The following is a 19,392-nucleotide window of genomic DNA, read 5'->3' on the forward strand; positions in this document are numbered from 1 at the left end:
ACAACTTGGCCATCTTGATGGGAGGCCGTGTCGCGGAAGAATTGATTCTCAATCACATCACGACCGGCGCTGGAAACGACATTGAGCGGGCGACGGATCTTGCCAGGAAAATGGTGTGTGAGTGGGGCATGAGTGAGAAGCTCGGACCTCTCACATTTGGTCGTAAAGAAGAAGAGATCTTCCTTGGCCGTGAGCTCACAACCAAGCGTGATTTCAGTGATCAGGTTGCGCACGATATAGACCTTGAGATCAAGCGCTTGGTGACAGAAAACTACGAGAGAGCCAAACGCCTCCTGACAGAGCACATGACTAGTCTTAAGGCTCTGGCTGAGGCACTGCTCGAAAAAGAAGTGTTGGATGCGCCGGAGATCGATCAGATCTTGTTACAGTCATCTTCGCAGACGGTTCCTGCCTAGTATTCCACATTATTTCTACGACCATGCAATTCCACGGCATTGGAGTTGCATGGGGATTATACTTAGACTCTTAGTTCCGAGTGTCGAGGCCTCTTTTCATAGGCTTGCGTGGTTCTTGTCCGCTGCAAAAGAGGTGTATTGAGATACAAACTGTATGTTCTCTGCAACAGGCGTAGCGGCTCAGCCCAATACCTATCGGTAACCGTCCTATGAAGATTCAAACCAGGCAACAGGTGATTGATTGCGGTGATCGTCCGTTGCTCATGGGAATTCTGAACGTGACGCCGGATTCTTTTTACGATGGCGGTGCGTACCTCGATCCTCACGCCGCAGTGGATCATGCCATCCGATTGGTTGAGGAAGGTGCCGATATTCTCGATATCGGTGCCGAATCGACGAGGCCTGGTTCGATTCCAATCGGTTCTGAAGAGGAATGTCGACGTCTGATTCCGGTCGTGTCGGAAGTGGCCAAATCCGTATCCGTTCCCATCTCGGTGGATACGTCGAGAGGCGTGGTGGCGAGGGAGGCTTTAGCGGCCGGCGCGGTGATCGTCAATGACGTGACGGCATTACGAGGTGATTCGACCATGGTGGCTCTCGTAATAGAGACCGGGGCCGGCTTGATTCTCATGCATATGCAGGGCACGCCCAAGACCATGCAACAAGCACCGTCGTATCAGGATGTCGTTAATGAAATTGCAGGATTCCTTGCCGAACGGGCGGAGTATGCCGAAAAATGCGGAGTGAAGAAAAGCCAGATCATCCTTGATCCAGGAATCGGATTTGGTAAGGTCCTTGTACATAACCTTGATCTCATTGCTCGGCTCGGAGTGTTTGCGAACTTGGGCTTTCCTCTGTTGGTGGGCGTTTCGCGAAAAGGGTTCATAGGTCAACTCACCGGGCAGCCTGTTGAGGCGCGTTTGATGGGGACAGCAGCGGCGGTGGCACTGGCGGTGGAGCATGGTGCGAACATAATCCGTGTGCATGATGTAGCTGCCATGCGGGACGTCATCAAGCTTGCCGCGGCGGTAAAAGAAAGACAGAACATTATGGCAAGGGAGCAGCATGCGTAAACTGTTCGGAACTGATGGTGTACGCGGGACAGCCAATCTCGAACCGATGACCAGTGAAACGGCCATGCAGTTAGGCCGGGCCGCAGCGCATATTTTCATGCGGCGGGCCGGGCGGCATCAGATTGTGATCGGAAAGGATACCCGCGTGTCTGGATACATGTTAGAGGCGGCGCTGGTTTCCGGCATCTGCTCGATGGGTGTTGATGTCTTGTTGGTCGGACCCATGCCGACTCCCGCCATCGCATTCTTAGCCAGAAGCTTGCGGGCTGATGCCGGCGTCATGATTTCGGCTTCGCATAATCCCTATCAAGACAACGGGATTAAATTTTTTTCAGGCGACGGCTTCAAACTCCCCGATGACATCGAAGCTCGAATCGAACAGCTCATCGTATCCAACGAGATCGCGCATCTGCGCCCGACAGCCGATGCGATCGGCAAGGCCTTTCGCATCGATGACGTGGAGGGACGGTATATCGAGTTCGTCAAACGGTCGTTGCCGAAGGATCTCGATTTTCAAGGGCTCAAACTTGTCGTCGATTGCGCGAACGGCGCGGCCTACAAGGTGGCACCGACGGTGCTTCGAGAGTTAGGGGCAAAGGTCGAGGTCATCGGGAACAAGCCGGATGGGATGAATATCAATGCTGAGTGTGGAGCCGTTCATCCTGAGCTATTGCAACAGGCTGTGAAAGAGCACGGTGCCCAACTAGGGATTGCGCTCGACGGAGATGCAGACCGTGCGATCTTCGTGTGCGAGAAGGGAACAATTGTGGACGGTGATCACATCATGGCTGCACTGGGGCTCGATTTACACCGTCGTGGGTTATTAGTCAAATCAACGGTGGTTGGGACCGTGATGAGCAATTTCGGGTTGGAGGTTGCTTTGAATCATGCCGGCATACAATTGGTACGGACGGCGGTCGGGGATCGCTACCTCCTTGAACGAATGCTGGCAGACGGCTACAACTTCGGCGGAGAACAGTCCGGACATTTCATATTCTTGGACCATAACACGACCGGGGACGGACTTATATCTGCCTTACAGATACTCTCCCTGATGAAGCGATCGGAGAAGTCCCTCTCGGAATTGGCCAAAGCGATGACCGCAGTTCCTCAGGTACTGTTGAATGTAAAGGTTGTGAGAAAACCGGCGTTGGAAACAATGCCGGAACTTCAACAGGCCATTGCGGACAGCGAGCGTCGACTCAACGGGAGCGGGCGCGTGTTGGTCCGCTACTCTGGTACCGAGCCTCTACTGCGTATCATGGTAGAAGGCGAACGGGATCGGATGATTCGGGAAGAAGCCGAACGTCTGGCGGAGATTGTCAAGCTCCATCTCGGCTAGGCGTAGTGGTTGTTCTTTCGCCGACGGGAGCATATGCTGCCGTCCATCACTCTTGCATTTGCCTCTGGTATCATCCTCGGCTCGTACATTCCATATATCCCAATCACAATAGTTCTTGTTGTCTCCTCCATTGCGTTGGGGCTAACGATCGTTGAGAAGCGTGAGCGGCTGGCTACTCCTCATGCGATCGCTCTATTCAGCTCTGTCTTGGTGGGGATTCTCTATTGGTTCGTCGCGGTTGAATGGACAACCAAGTCCGCCTTTAATCTTGATGAAGACAGAACTGTCCTGCAGCCTTTGACAGGGCGGGTCCTCGCACCTGTTCAACAGGGGACGGACCGGTTGGTATTGATCATCAAGCTCGATCAGAAGTCTCAACCCGCGATCGACCCAGATGTGATTCGACTGACGTGGCGTAATCCGGATCGAATGGTTTTCCAAGGCGACCGGATCGGTGTAAAGGCGGTACTCCATGCTCCAAATGGTCCAAAGAACCCGGGAGGGTTCGATTATGCGACCTATCTTACAAGGAAGGGAATTGATGCGGTCGCAACAGTCACTGGTTCTCACGCCATCGAGTTGTTGGATTCTGGAAGAAATGACCTATGGTGGATGGTATGGAACCAATTTGATCGGTGGCGGGGAGGTATTCGAGCCGCAGCGATCAAAAGTTTGTCTCAACCTGCATTAGGCCTTTTTCTTGGGATTATCATCGGAGAACGGGGTTTCCTCGATCAGGATCTCCGCGATCGATTTATGGTGACAGGGACGGTCCATCTCCTTTCCATATCCGGAAGCCACGTTGGTTTAGTGGCGGTGATCGTGTTCGTTTTAGCGAGACGTTTGATCCTTATTCTTCCAACGGAATGGTTGTTAGGGTTGTCCCGTAGAATTACACCTTGCCGTGTTGCCGCCGGAATGACCGTACTCCCTGTAGCTGCCTACACATTACTTGCAGGGGCGGAGGTGGCAACCGTTCGGTCCTTTGTAATGGTATTGGTTGCATTGGTTGCAAAGTGGTTGGGGCATGAACAGCGCATCTTTCATACCGTCTCAATAGCTGCGATGGCGATTCTCCTCCATGACCCGCAAGGTATATTTGATATTTCGTTTCAGTTGTCATTTATCTCTGTTGCCGCCATAGTCTGGTGGCTTGCATTGTCCAACGCACCAGAAAAGAATGAAGAGCCAGGCTCCTCAACACAGTATGGGCGTGTGTTTCAACGGGCGAAAAATCTGATTGCGATGAGTGCGGTGGTGACCGTGGCTACGGTCCCACTTGTCGCTTTCTACTTCAATCAACTGCCCTGGCTCGGAGTGTTAACCAATGTTGTGGCGATTCCGGTCATGGGGACGATATTGGTGCCGCTCGGTCTTGTGTCGGCGTTTTGGCAGATCATGACGGGGGGAGACAGTCTGGTTTTTTCAGGAAAGCTTCAATGGGTTATGGGTTATTTTGTGCAAGGGCTCACTGCTATGTCCTTTACACCCGGTGGCGAATGGCATGTGGCAGCGCCTTCTCTCTTGGCGATAGTTGTCTTCTACGGATGTGCGGCAACTTTTGGGTCTGATGCGCTGAAAAGTCAGGTGAGGTGGTGGCCGATAGTCGGAGTGGTTGTGTTGCTTGCGTGGTGGATTTGGTCGCCACGTCCATTCGTCTATGGAGACCAATTTCGTGTGACCTTTCTTGACGTGGCGCAGGGGGATAGTGCGGTGGTTGAACTGCCGGACAGGCAAGTTGTGCTCATCGATGGAGGGGCAAGCTTCGAGCGGTTTGACATGGGCAGGAATGTGGTGGGGCCATTCTTGTGGAACAGGGGGATCAGGACGATCGACTATGTGATCGCCACTCATCCGCAATTGGATCATGTCGGAGGGTTGCCGTGGATACTTGAACATTTCTCTGTGCGGCATTTTATGGGGAACGGTGACCAAAGGCGAGAGCCGTTTCATCAGCGGCTTCGACAAGCTCTCGCTTTACGCGGCCTGACTGAGGATGTGGTGAGAGAAGGACGTGAATTGCTTTCATCCGATGCTTGTCGATTCGTTGTGCTCAATCCAATCGATGCTGTGCAGATTGAGAAATCCGTTGTCGGTAGGCGGCAAGCTGGTCACGATCTCAACAACCGTTCTGTCGTAACGCAACTCTCATGCGGGGCGCATCACATCCTTTTTACGGGGGATGTTGAGGAGGAAGCTCTGCGGCGTTTGCAACGGCATCTGCAGCCGGAACCCTTCGACGTGGTGAAAGTTCCTCATCACGGGGCCGGTAGTTCTCTCGAATTGGATTGGCTGAGGGCTGTTCGTCCCCGGTTCGCCGTCATATCAGTCGGCCGGCACAATCCTTACGGACACCCGGCGGCTGCCGTGCTCGAAGCCTATGCCGGCCAGGGGGCGAGGACTTATAGAACAGATAAAGATGGTGCGATTTGGGTGACCGGGAGTGTCTCAGGCATGTCTTTGAACATCCATCGTATGAAGGATGAAGGTATTCAGCCGATTGCTTTGAGATCTTGTTCCTGGAACTGCGAGAGGGAGAATCTCTTTAAACTGATAGCCCGATAACAGCCCGTCCGGTGTATTCGTATATAGGAGGCGAGCTATCTGGATTGTCGAGGCCGTACGGTCGTACAATTGAGGGCAAATGCTGACGAAAATAGGCAAAGTGCTTACCCTAGACATCCCTTGTGGTGGTTCGTAAGTCGTCAATTCTATTTGATCTTCTCCCGTCGCTCCTAAGGCATAAGGTGTGCAGTGACCCAACGGATGCGTTGGGTCTGTCTTTTTGAAGGAGCGTCGTTATGTCTAAGCTCGTGCGTATTGTGATTCAGTTGCCGGTAGAGTTGAAGGCTCAATTAGACGGACTCAAGCAACAGGGATACACCACCAGTGGATTTATTCGAGCGATGTTGGAACGTGAATTGGCCAAGATGGAACAAGCCAAAGCCGAGCACGATCCCGTCACCCCAGTCACCTTGATTTCTGTCGGAAAACGAGCCAATAGCCGCTAGCATAACGGTTCACTTCTTCTTCCCGTACGCGCCTCATCCGTTGCGCCTTTCCTAAACTTGCAGGATTCCCTGGCAGCCTCACCCCTTGCACTCCTGTTGTGTTCAAGCTACAAGGTTCTATCATGGTTCCCACCGTTGAATGGAAAGACGGCGCTGTTCGTTTGCTCGATCAGAGTTGTTTGCCAGGGTGTGTTCAATTCCTTGACTGCCGCGATGTTAAAACAGTGGCGATGGCCATCCGGGAGTTAAAAGTACGTGGAGCACCCGCTATCGGCGTCACGGCGGCAATGGGGGTCGCACTCGGTGCACAGAACGTCGAGGCAGAAGACTACGATTCTTTCGCCGCCTCTCTACGCGATATCTTTGACGAATTGGCTGCCACGAGGCCGACCGCGGTCAATCTCTTTTGGGCGATCGAGCGGATGAAACGGAAGCTCGAGGAGCTGCGGACGCATCCGCTCGCAGTCATCAAACGACAATTGTTCGAAGAGTCGAAAGCGATTCTCGAAGAGGATATTGCTCTCTGCCGAGCCATGGGAAAGCACGGGGCGGCACTCATTAACACCGGTCAAACGATCTTGACCCACTGCAATGCTGGGGCGCTCGCCACAGCCGGGTATGGAACCGCGCTTGGCGTGATTCGAGCGGCTTGGGAGGAGGGCAAGCGGATAGAAGTCATTGCCGACGAAACCAGGCCTGTCTTACAGGGCGCGCGGTTGACAGCATGGGAACTGATGGAGGACAAGATTCCTGTCTCGTTGATTGCGGATAACATGGCTGGCGCCTTAATGAAGCAGGGAAAGATCCATCTCTGTATTGTCGGAGCAGATCGGATTGCCGCCAACGGTGATGTGGCCAACAAGATCGGAACCTATTCCGTCGCCGTCTTAGCGAGGGCGCACCGCATACCATTCTATGTGGCTGCGCCCTATTCGACGATCGATCTGAACACGAAGACCGGTGGCGATATCCCGATCGAACAACGGAACCCGGAAGAAGTGACGACCATTCATGGAAATCATCGAGTGGCTCCCGAGGGGGTAGCCGTCTACAATCCTGCCTTTGATGTAACGCCGGCCGAGTTAGTAGCCGGAATTATTACTGAGCGCGGGGTCTTCAAGCCTCAGGAACTGGCGATGCAGTTTGCATCCTTGCCATCCTGACGCCTTGAAACTCACCGGTTCGATCCCTATAATGCGGCAACATTTTTGTGGCGTTCCATTTATTAGATTGGAGGAAAAGTTCAAGCAATGAGTGAGCGAACGTTAGCGATTATCAAACCTGATGCGGTGAAGAAGAATGTGATCGGCGACATCATCAGTCGATATGAGAAGGCCGGATTAACACCGGTGGCCATGAAGCTGATGCAAATGTCCAAGCCGGTTGCAGAGGGGTTCTACGCCGTACATAAGGCGAGGCCGTTTTTCGACAGCTTGTGCACGTTTATGTGTTCAGGGCCTTCTGTTGTGCTCGTTCTGCAGGGAGAGAACGCCATCAAGAAAAATCGTGAACTCATGGGGGCAACCGATCCCGCGAAGGCCGATCCTGGGACAATCCGTAAGGCTCACGGAACGAACATTGAATTCAATGCCGTGCATGGATCCGATTCGCCTGAAACCGCGCAGTTCGAGATCGGCTACTTTTTCTGCGGTATGGAGATTGTTGTTTAATTGCGCTAAGTGACGTTGTGTTGCCAAGAGCAGGAAAGGAAGGTCATGGTTCCAGCAGAACTTCGATATCATCAGGAACATGAATGGGCCAGAGTCAGCGGCAACCAGGCGACTGTCGGCATCAGCCACTTCGCCCAAGATGCTCTTGGCGACATCGTGTTTATTGACCTGCCCAAAGTCGGATCGGTCGTGAAGTCCGGACAGCAGATTGGCGAAGTTGAATCTACTAAGACGACATCGACGATCTACACCCCCCTGAGCGGCACCATCACCAAAGTCAACCCCGACCTGAAGGATCATCCGGAGGTTGTGAACAGCGATCCCTATGGCAAGGGGTGGATGGTCGTCATCGAGCTTTCCAGCGCCGGTGAAGTCGACCAGTTGATGACGGCGGAACAGTACGAGGCGTTCCTCGCCACACAAAAGCACTAATTCTCTTCATGTCTAAGCGCATCGCCATTCTGGGCGCCGGACCTGGTGGGTATGTCGCGGCGATCAGGGCTGCCCAGCTAGGTGCGCGTGTTAATGTCATTGAATCGCAGGCCCTCGGAGGTGTGTGTTTGAATTGGGGCTGTATCCCCAGCAAGGCACTGCTTTCAGTAATTGAGTTGGGTGATAAAGTCAAAAAGTCCGGCTCCTCAATGGGCCTTCAGATCGCTGGCCCTGTGTCCTACAATCTTCCGCAGATGGTGGCACGAAAAAAATCAAGTCGTGGCAAGCCTCGTAAAAGGAATCGCTACACTGTTCAAAGCATGGGACGTCACGCACATTGCGGGAACCGGTGTAATCCAGGACACCAAGACGCTACGTGTCAGATCAAAAGATGGAGCGGAGCAGGTCGTCACCGCCGATGCTATTGTGGTGGCGACCGGTTCGTCCTGGCCGAACCTCCCTCAGTTTCCAATCGACGGGATGCAGATTCTCACCAGCCAACAGCTGTTGGATCTTACGGAGGTTCCTCGGCGGCTTCTGATTGTTGGCGGAGGTGTTGAGGGCTGTGAATTCGCCTGCTTGTATAGCGGACTTGGATCTGAAGTCGCCCTGGTGGAGCTGATGGATCGCCTGTTGCCTCTCGAAGATGAGGAAATTTCTGCCACGATTACTCGTGAATTGAAGAAGCGAAACGTACACGTGGTCACCGGAACGACCGTCGAAAGCCTCCGGCGCCACCCCGCGAGCATCACCGCATCTTGTAAGGACGGTACGACTATCGAAGCGGAGAAATTGCTGCTGTCGGTGGGGCGGGGCTTCAATAGCCGAGGGATCGGGCTTGAAAAAGTCGGGGTACGAACAGGCCGGCGCGGAGAGATTGTCGTCAATGAACGGATGGAGACCACGACTCCAGGAATCTATGCCATCGGCAATGTCACGGGAAGGGCGATGCTTGCGCATGTGGCGTCGAGTCAGGGCAAGATTGCTGTTGAAGATATCATGGGACACTCTATGACGATCAACTATGACGTGATTCCGGCCGGAATCTTCACGTTACCTGAAATCGGTCGTGTCGGTCTGACGGAATCGCAGGCGCGGGAACGGGTCGAAGCGAGAGGAGAGGACCCAATTTTAGGCGTAAAAGTCGGTCGGTTCCGTTTTGCCGGGCTAGGAAAGGCACAGGCGACAAGCGAAACAGCAGGGTTTTGTAAGGTCATTGCCGAGACGGCAACGGGGAGGGTGCTTGGTGCCCACATGCTCGGAGCCCATGCTGCGGACCTCATTCATGAAGCCGCCTTAACCATGCAGGTAGGGGCAACGATCTCTCAGGTTGCTGAAATGATCCATGCTCATCCGACCATGGATGAGGGATTGATGGAAGCAGCTGAAGATGCAGAAAGCAAAGCGATTCATCAGATACGAAAGAAGGCAAGTTGATGCTGAGTTCCTTCTTAATCAAACTATCCATGATGATTGTGACCATGGTTGTGGTCTTCTGGATCGGCTGGTCTGTCCCGCAGTCGCGTCAAGGAGCTGGTCTCCAGGGGAGAGCATTGGTTCAATCAGTGGAAGAGAATTTCCAGAGGGTGACGGGCTCGTCTGAGCTAACAGTCGATGGGGTTGAGCAGGCGTCCGGTAGGCTGCCTGTCTCCCCGCGGCCCTCAACGCGACCGGTCTCTGAGAAGCTGAATCTTAACGTTGCCACGGAACAAGAGATTGAGTCGCTCCCAGGTATCGGTCCGGTTCTCGCGGGGCGGATCGTGGAATATCGGCAATCGCGGGGAGCGTTTCGTAATGTGGGTCAGCTCCGTCATGTAAAAGGAATCGGCAAGAAGAAATTCGACCGTATTCGGACGTTAATTAGCGTATCGACACCCAGTAGTTCAGGTCCAGGGAAGAGAAAGAAGGCATGAGCGAGTTATCTCGACAGATGGAATTGATTCTGCGCGGGGCCGTTGAGGTCATACAACAGACCGAGCTTGAGGCCAAATTGACTCGTGCCTTGAAGGAGCGAAAACCTTTGCGGGTGAAGGCCGGATTTGATCCCACGGCACCTGACCTGCATCTCGGGCATACGGTCCTGATACACAAATTGAAGCATTTTCAGGATTTGGGGCACCAAGTCATTTTCCTCATCGGAGATTTCACCGGGATGATCGGCGATCCCACCGGCGTGTCAGAAACCAGAAAGGCGCTGACGAAAGAACAGGTGCAGGAGAATGCCAAGACATACCAGCGACAAATCTTCAAAATCCTCAATCCGGAAAAGACCATCATCGAATTCAATAGCCGCTGGATGGGACCGATGTCTGCAGACGGATTGATCCAGCTGGCAGCACACTATCGCGTCGCGCGCATGATGGAACGGGAGGATTTTTATAAGCGCTATCAAGAACAGAAACCGATCAGCGTTCACGAATTTCTTTATCCGCTAGTGCAGGGGTACGATTCCGTGGCGTTGAAGGCAGATGTCGAACTGGGCGGAACCGATCAGAAGTTTAATCTCCTCGTCGGCCGGGAACTGCAGCGTGATTACGGACAGGAGCCTCAGGTGGTCATTACCATGCCGCTGCTGGAAGGAACCGACGGCGTCAAGAAGATGAGCAAGAGCCTGGGGAACTACATCGCCCTCGAGGACAAACCCGAAGATATGTTCGGGAAGGTCATGTCAATCAGCGACGTCCTGATGCTCCGGTATTACGAATTGCTGACGACCGAGGATTTAGAAAAGGTGAAATCTGCTCACCCGATGGAGGCCAAACAGTCGCTCGCAGAACTGCTTGTCACCCGGTACCACGGTGAAGAGGCAGCCAGGCAGGCTCGTTTGGCGTTTCAGCAGAAGTTTCAGAAACAAGAATTTCCGAGTGAGCCGGATGTCCGCTTGATGCTGACGGCAGCCGACTTAAAGGACGGCACAACTATCGGTTTGGCCGACCTTGTGGCCAAAACAGGTTTGGTTCCCAGCAAGAGCGAGGCCCGCCGTCTCATCATCCAAGGGGGTCTTGAGGTCAACGACCAAAAACAGACCGATGCAAACGCCATCCTAAGTCTGGCTCCCGGTGAATCCTATCGATTGAAAGTCGGCCGGAGAAAATTTGCGCTCGTTGAATTGCAACGGTAATGGCCAGAGGTTTCTTGACTTGAGGTAGAGCCTCCGCGTACGATGCCGATCAGCGAGCGGGCGTAGCTCAGTGGTAGAGTCCTAGCTTCCCAAGCTAGTTGTCGTGGGTTCAAATCCCATCGCCCGCTCCAAATACCCCACATGCACTTCAAATGATTTGCAACCCTCGACAGAGGGGTCGAAAGGGTGTGCCCATTTCGCGGGCAGCATACGAGGGGGGGTACCCACTCAGTGGGAATCGATGAGACAGTACCCAGAGTCGAATCGGTGACGGAATAATGTGGTTCAAATCCCGTTGCCCACTCCAACTAACCTTGCTGGGCCTTGAGCCTTTACGATTGATGTTGATGACGGGATAAAATTCTTCAGCGCAGAGGTTTTCTAACCCATACAAAATACTGTGAAAGGGATGCACGCGCAGCGGAATACTGCGGAATGCCATTTAGCTGTGGAAGCGGGCAGGGAATGCTCTTAGACGGCTTTCTGAACCTTGCCGCTTCGCAGACAGCGCGTGCAGACCCTGATACGTTGGGTAGATCCATTAACCACTGCGCGGACGCGCTGCAGGTTGGGATTAAACGTACGTTTCGTCTTGTTGTTGGCGTGACTGACGTTATGACCGGATTGGTGTTTTTTTGAGCAGATGTCACATGAGAATGCCACAGCAAACTCCCCTGCGTAGAAGGTTTCTACCACTTAAGTTGACTGGTCAAATTACCATAAGCTCGGCGTGTGTAACAAGACCTTGGTTGATGGCTGGCGTTAGTCTTTGAGCCACAAGACTGTGGACATATTAGATGGGAGTAGTCACTTTTGCCTGATGCGGGAAGACGGATCGGCCCCGACGGGTCCTTTACTAGTGAGTCCCAGGTTTTGAGACGATGGCTGGGACGCTAATGTCAAATGTCGGATCGCCACCGTCGTCCAACCGGTCAGGTCCTGTGCTGTACACCTTCTGTTGTGTCGGGCTCCATAACATCGGCAAACCGGTGAAAGGATCGTAATAGTCAGATCCTACCTGGGCGAGCCTCGTGGGGATGGCTCTTAGAGGATTTGGGCGGCGTAACTGAATTTGCAGTGAGGCTAGACGAAGCCTTGTGTCAGTCTCAGTCAATTGGCGATGAAACAGGTTCCAATCAGGTTCCACCGGGACAGGGTTGAATAGTTGTTCCATCAACCCTCGATTGAGGTCACCTGTGATTTCACGCATTCGCGGAAGACGAAGCGCCCGACTTTCAGACGCGTTGATAAGCGCTTCGTAATAGGCGGCATATGTATCCCAGGCTTCCGATGAGTTGAACAGCACACTCAGGAAGGAACGGGTGTAAGGATGTTTGATGGCCTCGAAGGCATGGGAGGGAAGGTTCGCTGCACTGATCAGCCATTCCTCTTCAGAGGTGCGTGCCCCGGCTGACTCGTCCATGGGCATCACGCTCGCACGAGATTCTCTTACGGCAAGGGCTAATTGGTGTTTTATGGGCCAGCGAAGCGAGTGATCAGATTCTGAAAGGGGAAGAGTCACCTGCATGCCCGTTGAGAGAATCTTATTATCCACCAATGGCCTGGCCAGAACCTTCGAGAGTAGTTGAAGGTCATCAGTTATAATAACCTGGGCCAAGACCTTCGTGCCGATAGTTTTCGACTCGCGAAGTATAAAACGCCAGAAGAGCAGATCCTTCCGAAGTCTCTCGAATCCTTCGGCTGATCCGAGCGCAAAGCCAGCTGCGACGTAAAGCCGATGTACAGCGACGATTTCTCGATTGAGAGCTGGTACGCGCCGGCCAAATCCCCAATCCTCGAACGGGAGTCCGAGCCACCGCTCGTACCGTGATAATAAGATTCGCTGTGGGCCGGTGGAAGGCCTGGAATTGATGGCTCCTTTCTTAAATGCAAGCAGAGGGTCAGGGAGATTCCAGATTTCTGCTGCCGATTCCAACGAATCGCCAAGATCGAGCTTGGCGCGGCTTGATTTGCTCCCTTCATGCGACTCCCGGTCGAAATCCCCTGACTCTTCTACCCAGATCTCATAACCTGTCTTGGCGGGGTCGAGTAACGGGGCAGTGGTCAGACCGAACAAATAAAAGTAGCCGTTTTGATAGGGGTTCTGAATGGAGCGCGGGGGAGGATCCAAGAGTCGTGCGAAGGTCTCCGTGTTGCCATGGTTATTCGACAGCCAAAGGAGTCCTCCCAATTGGAAAAGGATGAACAGTATGGCAGCAGCAATCAGAAGGTGTTTCATCGGTATAAATGCAGAACTACACGGAGAACTTCCCCGCAGCACAAAATGCAACCTGCTCGTCAACGGGCATCTGTTTCTAAGACTCAGCAAGCCCTATGCCGAAAAGGCCAAAGAAAATCCCATGTGATTCAGGAAGTTATTGGTGGGGGATGATACTGGCTTTGGTTGCGGGCTACGAATCGGACATTAATGAACTTGACAAGTTTTGTCACTCTCTCCTAGAGTGCCGCTCACATTGTGATTTCTGGGTAAGGGAAGAGGGTGCAAATCCCTCGCGGTCCCGCCGCTGTAAATGGGGACGAAACCCGTAGATGCCACTGTCCTGTTTGTCGGATGGATGGGAAGGCACGGGGAGTAGGTTGAACCATGAGTCAGAAGACCTGCCCAGAGAATTGGCCATGGTTCCTTCGAGGGCTGGGGAACAGGCGAGGATGAAGATGCGGGAGCAATCCTCAGGGTCTGCGAGAGGCCTTGGGGATTTTTTATTTGAGCGAAGTTGTGAACAGGGAGCGTCAATGGGTGGGACTACTGCTTGCCACAGGTCTTCTGTGGTCGGCCTCCGCAACCGTTGTGAAAGCAAATGACGCGATACCGGATATGAAACGCAGACAACAGGGAATTCTCACCGGCATGCCGTTCATGGCCAATGTTACCCCGCGCACCTTTGTTGATGCTCAGGGTAGGAAGCTATTTTTTGCTAAGGCTCCGAGCCGCGTGGTATCGATGGCGCCGAATATTACGGAAATTCTCTTTGCGATTGGCGTGGCGGATCGTGTCGTGGCCGTTACGCAATCGTGCGACTTCCCTCCGGAAGCAAAGCTGAAGCCTCAGCTGAAGGGCACAACTCCGAGCATCGAACAGATTCTCGCATTGAAGCCGGACCTCGTCTTGCTCCCGCAAGATTTTATCCAGCCGGGTCTGATGCAGCAGTTGGATCGGCTCAAAGTTCCGGCGTTCGCACTTCAGGCGGCGTCAATCGAGGATGTGCTGTTACAGATTCAGACGGTGGCACGGATGCTGGACCGTAGCCAGGCCGGTGATGTGCTGGTGGCGTCAATGCGACAGCGGATGGCTGCTGTGAAAGAGCGTCTGCAGGCACGTCCAAGGCCGCGCATTCTCTATGTGCTGAACACCGAACCGCTCCAATCGGTCGGGCCAGGGAGCTTTATTCATCAGCTGATCGAACTCGCCGGTGGCGAAAATATCGCCGCCGAGGCCTCGGGCGCATACCCACGTTTGTCGCTGGAGGATGTGATTGCACAGGACCCTGAGTGCATCGTCTTTCCGGTCGGTGACGAAGAAGGCATTCCAGTAGATGAGCAACAACAGTGGCGACGATGGCCTCAGATCTCCGCGGTGAAGCATGATCGATTAATTTCTGTTCCCAGCGTCTTGATTGATCGCCCTGGTCCGCGTCTTGTTGAGGGGCTTGAGATGCTTGCGAAGGCGATACATCCCGAAGCGTACTTTGGAGGAATCTTGGAGCAGCAACCATGATTCCTTCTTCTCTTCCGCAGGCCACGGTGCAGCCTGACACAATGCGGATCGGCAAAGCCCTGTCATCGTGGCAAACGTTGCGAATTCGTCGGTGGTATGCCGTGATCGCCACGGCAGTTGCACTGACGTGCATTGTGGCGTTGGTGGCGCTTCGATTCGGATCTCATGCACTGACTTGGGCACAAGTATGGTCTGCTTTTTCATGGGACGTATCAAAGGAAGCGGACGTCGCTCGCATCATCCTTTGGGAGGTCAGGTTTCCGAGGATTATGATGGGCCTCCTGGTGGGGGCCTCCTTGGCGATCACAGGGGCCGCGCTTCAAGCGCTGGTCAGAAATCCGTTGGCCGATCCCTATGTGTTGGGCATTTCCAGTGGTGCTGCCTTAGGCGCAACGATCGGACTTGCACTTGGGCTTGGGACCGTGATGGGAGGAATCGGCCTCCCTCTCTGTGCTTTCATTGGCGGGGGGATTACCATCGTTCTCGTATATGCGATTGCAGTCTCCCAGGGACAGTTATCGGTGTATACCTTGTTGCTCGCAGGTGTGATTATTAATGCCGTTTGTTCCGCGCTGATGATGTTTGCGACGTCGATCATCAACCCTTCGGCGCTCTATCGTGTGGTTCTCTGGCTTATGGGTACGCTCAACGCACCGAGTCGAATGGCCTTGATCGGAATCGCCGTCTGTGTCGTCGTCGGACTGTTGTGCTTGCTTCGCTATGGTCAAGCGTTGAATCTTTTGGTCACAGGGGAGGATGCATCCCGTTCCCTGGGAGTCGAATCGGAACATGTTCAACGGATGGTATTCGTAGTTTCTGCGCTTTTGACCGGGGTCGTTGTATCGCTTTGCGGCATGATCGGTTTTGTCGGCATGGTGGTACCGCATCTTGTACGGATCGTATGCGGGGCGGATCATCGGATACTGCTCCCTGTTTCTGCATTGGTAGGAGGGATGCTCTTAATCCTGGCTGATACGGTTGCGCGTACTGTCGTCGCTCCGGCAGAAATTCCCGTGGGTGTCGTGACGGCGCTTATCGGCGGACCGTTCTTTCTTTATCTGTTGATTACTCGTAGATACCGGTTCAGCACATGAGCCATACCGTCTCTTTCAGTCCAACGTCTCCAGAGTGTCACGCGTTTGACGTGCGTGCGCTGTCGTTCCGCTACGAGTCGTCTCGGGGCTATTCTATGGGCGACCGCCCGAGGTGGGTCATCGACGGCATTGAGTTTACGGTCCGTGCGGGTGAGATTTTAGGTGTTATCGGGCCCAACGGGTCAGGCAAAAGCTCTTTGCTGAAACTCCTTACGAATCTCATGCAGCCACAACAAGGGAGCATCCGGTTGTTTGGGTCCGAGATGTCAGCATCACCTCGTGAGTCTCTTGCCCGTCAAGTTGCGTACATGCCACAAGACCTCATGTTCGATTTCCCATTCTCTGTTGTCGACATGGTCTTAATGGGGCGTTATCCGCATCGGCGGGGAGGAGTCTGGAGTATGGTTGGGTGGGAGCGGCGAGAAGATTTGGCCGTTGCAGAAGAAGCAATGGCCATGACGGACCTGACGCATATGGCAGATCGAATGGTTGGTACGCTCTCGGCTGGCGAACGGCAGCGAGTACTGTTGGCCCGTGCCCTGGCGCAGCAGCCTCGCGTCTTGTTGCTTGATGAGCCGACCGCCCATCTCGATCTGAACCATCAGCTTGACCTGTGCCGCATCCTCACTCGGGCCCATGAGCGGTTGCGTATGACGGTGGTGTTGGTCTCTCACGACATCAATCTGGCTAGCCAATATTGTAATCGCATTCTGGTGCTGAAGCAGGGGAGGCTCGTATGCCTCGGTGCCCCCCGAGAGGTTGTTAGCTCGTCGATACTGACGGATGTGTATGGCTGCCGCGTACTGGTCGACACACATCCTGATACCGGATTGCCGCGAGTTTCTTTGCCGAGGCAGGATCATCTTCAAGCTGGTCTCGTATCCGCGGTAACGTGAGTCGTATTATTCCGGGGCGGCTTTTGTACCCGAGCCACCCATACTTCCAATTAGGGGGTACTGTGTAACCTGGGAGAGCGTGTTCGAGTCAACATACCGTTCGTGACGGGGAAGATGGTGCAAATCCATCACGGTGCCGCCACTGTAATCGGGGAGTGAACCTGCACAATTGCCACTGTGTGTATTGGCATATGGGAAGGCGCAGGTTTCGCGACGATCCGTGAGTCAGGATACCCACCGAGCGGGCAGTTCGGCTGAACCCTTCGAGCCAAAGGGAGGTCTCTGTGAATAGTACTGTTGTCCGTCTTGCCCTGTGTGTGCTTGCCAGCCTTGTGCCTGTTTCCGCCAATGGTCAGTCTGAAGACGTCGAGGATGTGATCGAGACGCGCGAAGTTGTCGTGTCCAGTACGCGTCTTCCTGATACTCCCGTCGATGCCAGGACCCTTCCTGCCAAAGTCACGGTGGTGACGGCTGAGGATATCAAAAAGTCCGGTGCCAAGACCGTTCAAGAAGCCGTTCAGTGGGCCACGGGAATTGTCATGTACGATCAGGTTGGCAATGCGTTTCAGCAGACCATTGATTTGCGAGGATTCAACGGTCAGCCTGTTCCTGCCACCAGCGTATTTCTCGATGGGATGCGGATGAACGAACCGGATTTCAACGCCGTCAGCTTCGACTTGATTCCGTTTGATACGATCGAACGGATAGAAATCATCCCCGGTGCTTCGGCCATTTACGGAAAGAATGCCATGGGCGGTGTCGTCAATATTGTGACCAAACGCGGAGGCGACAAGCATCAGGCAACAGGAGAAACGGTCTTCGGAAGCTTTCATCGAGAACGATATACCATCAACGCGAGTGGACCGCTCGGAGACTTCGATTATTACACTAACTTCGGGCGTGAGACGGAAAGCGGCTATCGTGATGAGTCAGCCGCGCGAATCTCTCGTTTCTTCGGGAAATTGGGCTACCGGCCCTCGAAGGCGACCGACGTGACCCTGTCATTCACCTATGTCAACGACCGGATTCAACAAGCCGGTTCGCTTCCGATCAGCGTTGAGGCTATCGATCCAAAACGGAACTTCACTCCTGGTGATTTTTTTGCCAATGAGACGAATGTGGTGAGATTGACCGGGAGACAGACGTTGCCATTTGGTCTATCGCTTAATGTGAACGGTTTCTACAGAAGGCTTGATCAGGACCAGTTCACGCGAAGTCAGCCGTTCTGTGCGGCTGCCTTGGCGTTCTGCTCTCGCAATCTCTTGCCCAACGCCACCAATCTTGTCTTGACTGAATCGAAAGGGGCCACGGGGCAAGTGACTCACGAGAGTGTGTGGGACATGAGTCGAAACACGCTCGTTGTGGGTGGAGAGTTCACGCGGAATGATATCGGGACCAGCCGACGCTCTCAGAGCGAAACGTTTTTCTCGGCCGGTCAAGGGACGACGGATGAAGACATCGCAGGTGTGTATGTGCAAGATACGTTGAATATTGCTTCCCGGATCGTCATTACTGCCGGGCTTCGGTATGATCACAGTCAGATCAGGTTTACAGATCTGAACAGCGTGGCCAATAGCGGTGACAAACGATTTAATCGGGCGACCCCCCGCGTCGGTGTTACCTATCTTGCGACCTCGGAAACGAGTGTGTACTTCAGCTATGGCGAGAGTTTCCGAGTTCCGACGTCCAACGAATTGTTCGCCTTAGGGTCGTTTGGATCCAATCCCAATTTAAAACCAGTGCACGGGAGACATTACGAAGTCGGCGTGAAGTCTGCGATCGGCCGTCTGGGAGAAGTTAGTCTCAGCCTCTACCGAACGGATGTGACCGATGAAATTTTGATCGTGTGCGGGGATCCCTTTACGTGCGGTGCGACCACGTTTGCCAGCAACACCAATATTGACCGATCTCGACGCCAGGGCGTCGAGGCAACATGGAAGTCCAAGCTCAGCGAGGTTTTTGATTTCACCGTGAACTATACGTACACTGATGCGACGATTCAGAGCGATTTAACGTTGAACCCTTTTTTCTTCGACGAATTCGGGGGAACGCCCTATATCCAACAGGTAAAAAAGGGGAGCAGCTTCCCGCTGGTTCCAAAGCATCGACTCGGTGTTGTCGGAAACGTTCATCCGGTGCGGGGCTGGACCCTTTCCCTAGCAGGCCTCTATGTGAGCACCCAATTCATGCTCAACGATGAACAGAATGTTCAACCAAGATTGCCGGGCTATTTTGTCCTCAACGGCAGAGTTGCCTAAGAACGTTCGGTGCCTGGAGGAAAGATCAGCGGATTTCTTATGCTGAATAACATTTTAGATCAACGATATAGTACACAGGGGATCATTGCAGCCAATAATCTCACAGGTAGCGGCAACGTTGAGCCATTTGTTGTTCCTGCCCCGGGGATCGCGATATTCGGTGGGCTCAGTTACCGATTTCAAGGGTTCTAGTGGATTTGAAAGGGTTGGATTAACAATGCGTATCACGAAAGTCTACACGAGAACCGGCGACAAGGGGAAAACCAGGTTGGCCGGTGGGCAGCAGGTGTGGAAGGATAATCTCCGCGTTGAGGCATACGGGACGGTCGATGAACTCAACAGT

General features: G+C 53.6%; 17 protein-coding genes, 1 tRNA gene, 2 pseudogenes and 2 riboswitches. Of the genes and pseudogenes, 18 read left to right on the forward strand and 2 right to left on the reverse strand.

All coding sequences use genetic code 11. The features are described 5' to 3' along the window. From ACWVCN_RS11915 to ACWVCN_RS11975, 13 genes and pseudogenes are all read left to right on the forward strand, one after another. Positions 1 to 416 (forward strand): annotated as a pseudogene (locus ACWVCN_RS11915) (cell division protein FtsH); the annotation flags it as partial. Between the two features lie 209 nt (positions 417 to 625). Continuing rightward, positions 626 to 1,489 carry a dihydropteroate synthase gene (folP, locus tag ACWVCN_RS11920; RefSeq protein ID WP_455245985.1) on the forward strand — a complete coding sequence of 288 codons (864 nt, stop codon included), beginning with the start codon at positions 626 to 628 and terminating at the stop codon, positions 1,487 to 1,489. Continuing rightward, positions 1,482 to 2,831: a phosphoglucosamine mutase gene (gene glmM / locus ACWVCN_RS11925; protein ID WP_455245986.1), complete on the forward strand. Its 1,350-nt coding sequence runs from the start codon at positions 1,482 to 1,484 to the stop codon at positions 2,829 to 2,831. Before folP ends, glmM begins: the two co-directional genes overlap by 8 nt. Positions 2,832 to 2,864: 33 nt before the next feature. Further along, positions 2,865 to 5,396 carry a DNA internalization-related competence protein ComEC/Rec2 gene (locus ACWVCN_RS11930; protein ID WP_455245988.1) on the forward strand — a complete coding sequence of 844 codons (2,532 nt, stop codon included), beginning with the start codon at positions 2,865 to 2,867 and terminating at the stop codon, positions 5,394 to 5,396. A gap of 236 nt (positions 5,397 to 5,632) precedes the next feature. Then, a complete protein-coding gene (locus ACWVCN_RS11935; RefSeq protein ID WP_455245990.1) occupies positions 5,633 to 5,842 on the forward strand; it encodes a hypothetical protein in 210 nt (69 codons plus the stop codon). Positions 5,843 to 5,964: 122 nt separating this feature from the next. Then, a complete protein-coding gene (mtnA, locus tag ACWVCN_RS11940; protein ID WP_455245991.1) occupies positions 5,965 to 7,005 on the forward strand; it encodes an S-methyl-5-thioribose-1-phosphate isomerase in 1,041 nt (346 codons plus the stop codon). Positions 7,006 to 7,092: 87 nt separating this feature from the next. Next, on the forward strand, positions 7,093 to 7,512 hold the full coding sequence (gene ndk, locus ACWVCN_RS11945; RefSeq protein WP_455245993.1) for a nucleoside-diphosphate kinase: 420 nt from the start codon (positions 7,093 to 7,095) through the stop codon (positions 7,510 to 7,512). A 45-nt stretch (positions 7,513 to 7,557) separates the two neighbouring features. Beyond that, positions 7,558 to 7,944: a glycine cleavage system protein GcvH gene (gene gcvH, locus ACWVCN_RS11950; protein ID WP_455245994.1), complete on the forward strand. Its 387-nt coding sequence runs from the start codon at positions 7,558 to 7,560 to the stop codon at positions 7,942 to 7,944. 8 nt (positions 7,945 to 7,952) lie between these two features. Then, a pseudogene (locus ACWVCN_RS11955) lies at positions 7,953 to 8,150 on the forward strand (FAD-dependent oxidoreductase); the annotation flags it as partial. A 73-nt stretch (positions 8,151 to 8,223) separates the two neighbouring features. Continuing rightward, entirely contained in the window at positions 8,224 to 9,381 is a 1,158-nt protein-coding gene (locus ACWVCN_RS11960) for a dihydrolipoyl dehydrogenase family protein (protein WP_455245996.1), read from the forward strand. Beyond that, entirely contained in the window at positions 9,381 to 9,857 is a 477-nt protein-coding gene (locus tag ACWVCN_RS11965) for a ComEA family DNA-binding protein (RefSeq protein ID WP_455245997.1), read from the forward strand. Before ACWVCN_RS11960 ends, ACWVCN_RS11965 begins: the two co-directional genes overlap by 1 nt. Next, entirely contained in the window at positions 9,854 to 11,065 is a 1,212-nt protein-coding gene (tyrS, locus tag ACWVCN_RS11970) for a tyrosine--tRNA ligase (RefSeq protein WP_455245998.1), read from the forward strand. Before ACWVCN_RS11965 ends, tyrS begins: the two co-directional genes overlap by 4 nt. A gap of 56 nt (positions 11,066 to 11,121) precedes the next feature. Further along, positions 11,122 to 11,196: transfer RNA gene (locus ACWVCN_RS11975), tRNA-Gly, on the forward strand. 340 nt (positions 11,197 to 11,536) lie between these two features. Here ACWVCN_RS11975 and rpmB read toward each other — a convergent pair. Both rpmB and ACWVCN_RS11985 read right to left on the reverse strand, forming a co-directional pair. After that, positions 11,537 to 11,761 (reverse strand): 50S ribosomal protein L28, encoded by a 225-nt coding sequence (gene rpmB, locus ACWVCN_RS11980; protein WP_455245999.1) that lies wholly within the window; start codon positions 11,759 to 11,761, stop codon positions 11,537 to 11,539. Between the two features lie 160 nt (positions 11,762 to 11,921). Continuing rightward, positions 11,922 to 13,304, reverse strand: a complete 1,383-nt coding sequence (locus ACWVCN_RS11985; RefSeq protein ID WP_455246000.1) for a hypothetical protein — start codon at positions 13,302 to 13,304, stop codon at positions 11,922 to 11,924. 230 nt (positions 13,305 to 13,534) lie between these two features. Further along, positions 13,535 to 13,706: riboswitch (cobalamin riboswitch) on the forward strand. Between the two features lie 117 nt (positions 13,707 to 13,823). On the opposite strand from ACWVCN_RS11985, the gene ACWVCN_RS11990 reads away from it, so the two are divergent. From ACWVCN_RS11990 to ACWVCN_RS12010, 5 genes are all read left to right on the forward strand, one after another. Next, positions 13,824 to 14,801, forward strand: a complete 978-nt coding sequence (locus ACWVCN_RS11990) for an ABC transporter substrate-binding protein (protein WP_455246002.1) — start codon at positions 13,824 to 13,826, stop codon at positions 14,799 to 14,801. Next, positions 14,798 to 15,895, forward strand: a complete 1,098-nt coding sequence (locus ACWVCN_RS11995) for a FecCD family ABC transporter permease (RefSeq protein WP_455246003.1) — start codon at positions 14,798 to 14,800, stop codon at positions 15,893 to 15,895. Before ACWVCN_RS11990 ends, ACWVCN_RS11995 begins: the two co-directional genes overlap by 4 nt. Further along, positions 15,892 to 16,791, forward strand: coding sequence for an ABC transporter ATP-binding protein (locus tag ACWVCN_RS12000; RefSeq protein WP_455246004.1), 900 nt, complete (start codon positions 15,892 to 15,894; stop codon positions 16,789 to 16,791). The genes ACWVCN_RS11995 and ACWVCN_RS12000 overlap by 4 nt, the downstream gene beginning before the upstream one ends. A gap of 67 nt (positions 16,792 to 16,858) precedes the next feature. Next, positions 16,859 to 17,047, forward strand: a riboswitch (cobalamin riboswitch). A 28-nt stretch (positions 17,048 to 17,075) separates the two neighbouring features. After that, the gene (locus ACWVCN_RS12005) at positions 17,076 to 19,049 is read left to right on the forward strand and encodes a TonB-dependent receptor (RefSeq protein ID WP_455246006.1); all 1,974 of its coding nucleotides are present in this window, start codon (positions 17,076 to 17,078) and stop codon (positions 19,047 to 19,049) included. A gap of 217 nt (positions 19,050 to 19,266) precedes the next feature. Next, a partial coding sequence (locus ACWVCN_RS12010) for an ATP:cob(I)alamin adenosyltransferase (protein ID WP_455246007.1) occupies positions 19,267 to 19,392 on the forward strand: 126 nt, incomplete at its 3' end.

Source organism: Petrachloros mirabilis, from assembly GCF_975968855.1.

What these genes read in the sequence shown, in the direction of transcription:
- folP (WP_455245985.1), top strand. Translation starts at nt 626, where the DNA reads ATGAAGATTCAAACCAGGCAACAGGTGATTGATTGCGGTGATCGTCCG.
- ACWVCN_RS12000 (WP_455246004.1), top strand. Translation starts at nt 15,892, where the DNA reads ATGAGCCATACCGTCTCTTTCAGTCCAACGTCTCCAGAGTGTCACGCG.
- tyrS (WP_455245998.1), top strand. Translation starts at nt 9,854, where the DNA reads ATGAGCGAGTTATCTCGACAGATGGAATTGATTCTGCGCGGGGCCGTT.
- ACWVCN_RS11995 (WP_455246003.1), top strand. Translation starts at nt 14,798, where the DNA reads ATGATTCCTTCTTCTCTTCCGCAGGCCACGGTGCAGCCTGACACAATG.
- ndk (WP_455245993.1), top strand. Translation starts at nt 7,093, where the DNA reads ATGAGTGAGCGAACGTTAGCGATTATCAAACCTGATGCGGTGAAGAAG.
- ACWVCN_RS11985 (WP_455246000.1), bottom strand. Translation starts at nt 13,304, where the DNA reads ATGAAACACCTTCTGATTGCTGCTGCCATACTGTTCATCCTTTTCCAA.
- ACWVCN_RS11935 (WP_455245990.1), top strand. Translation starts at nt 5,633, where the DNA reads ATGTCTAAGCTCGTGCGTATTGTGATTCAGTTGCCGGTAGAGTTGAAG.
- ACWVCN_RS11965 (WP_455245997.1), top strand. Translation starts at nt 9,381, where the DNA reads ATGCTGAGTTCCTTCTTAATCAAACTATCCATGATGATTGTGACCATG.
- gcvH (WP_455245994.1), top strand. Translation starts at nt 7,558, where the DNA reads ATGGTTCCAGCAGAACTTCGATATCATCAGGAACATGAATGGGCCAGA.
- ACWVCN_RS11930 (WP_455245988.1), top strand. Translation starts at nt 2,865, where the DNA reads ATGCTGCCGTCCATCACTCTTGCATTTGCCTCTGGTATCATCCTCGGC.
- mtnA (WP_455245991.1), top strand. Translation starts at nt 5,965, where the DNA reads ATGGTTCCCACCGTTGAATGGAAAGACGGCGCTGTTCGTTTGCTCGAT.
- glmM (WP_455245986.1), top strand. Translation starts at nt 1,482, where the DNA reads ATGCGTAAACTGTTCGGAACTGATGGTGTACGCGGGACAGCCAATCTC.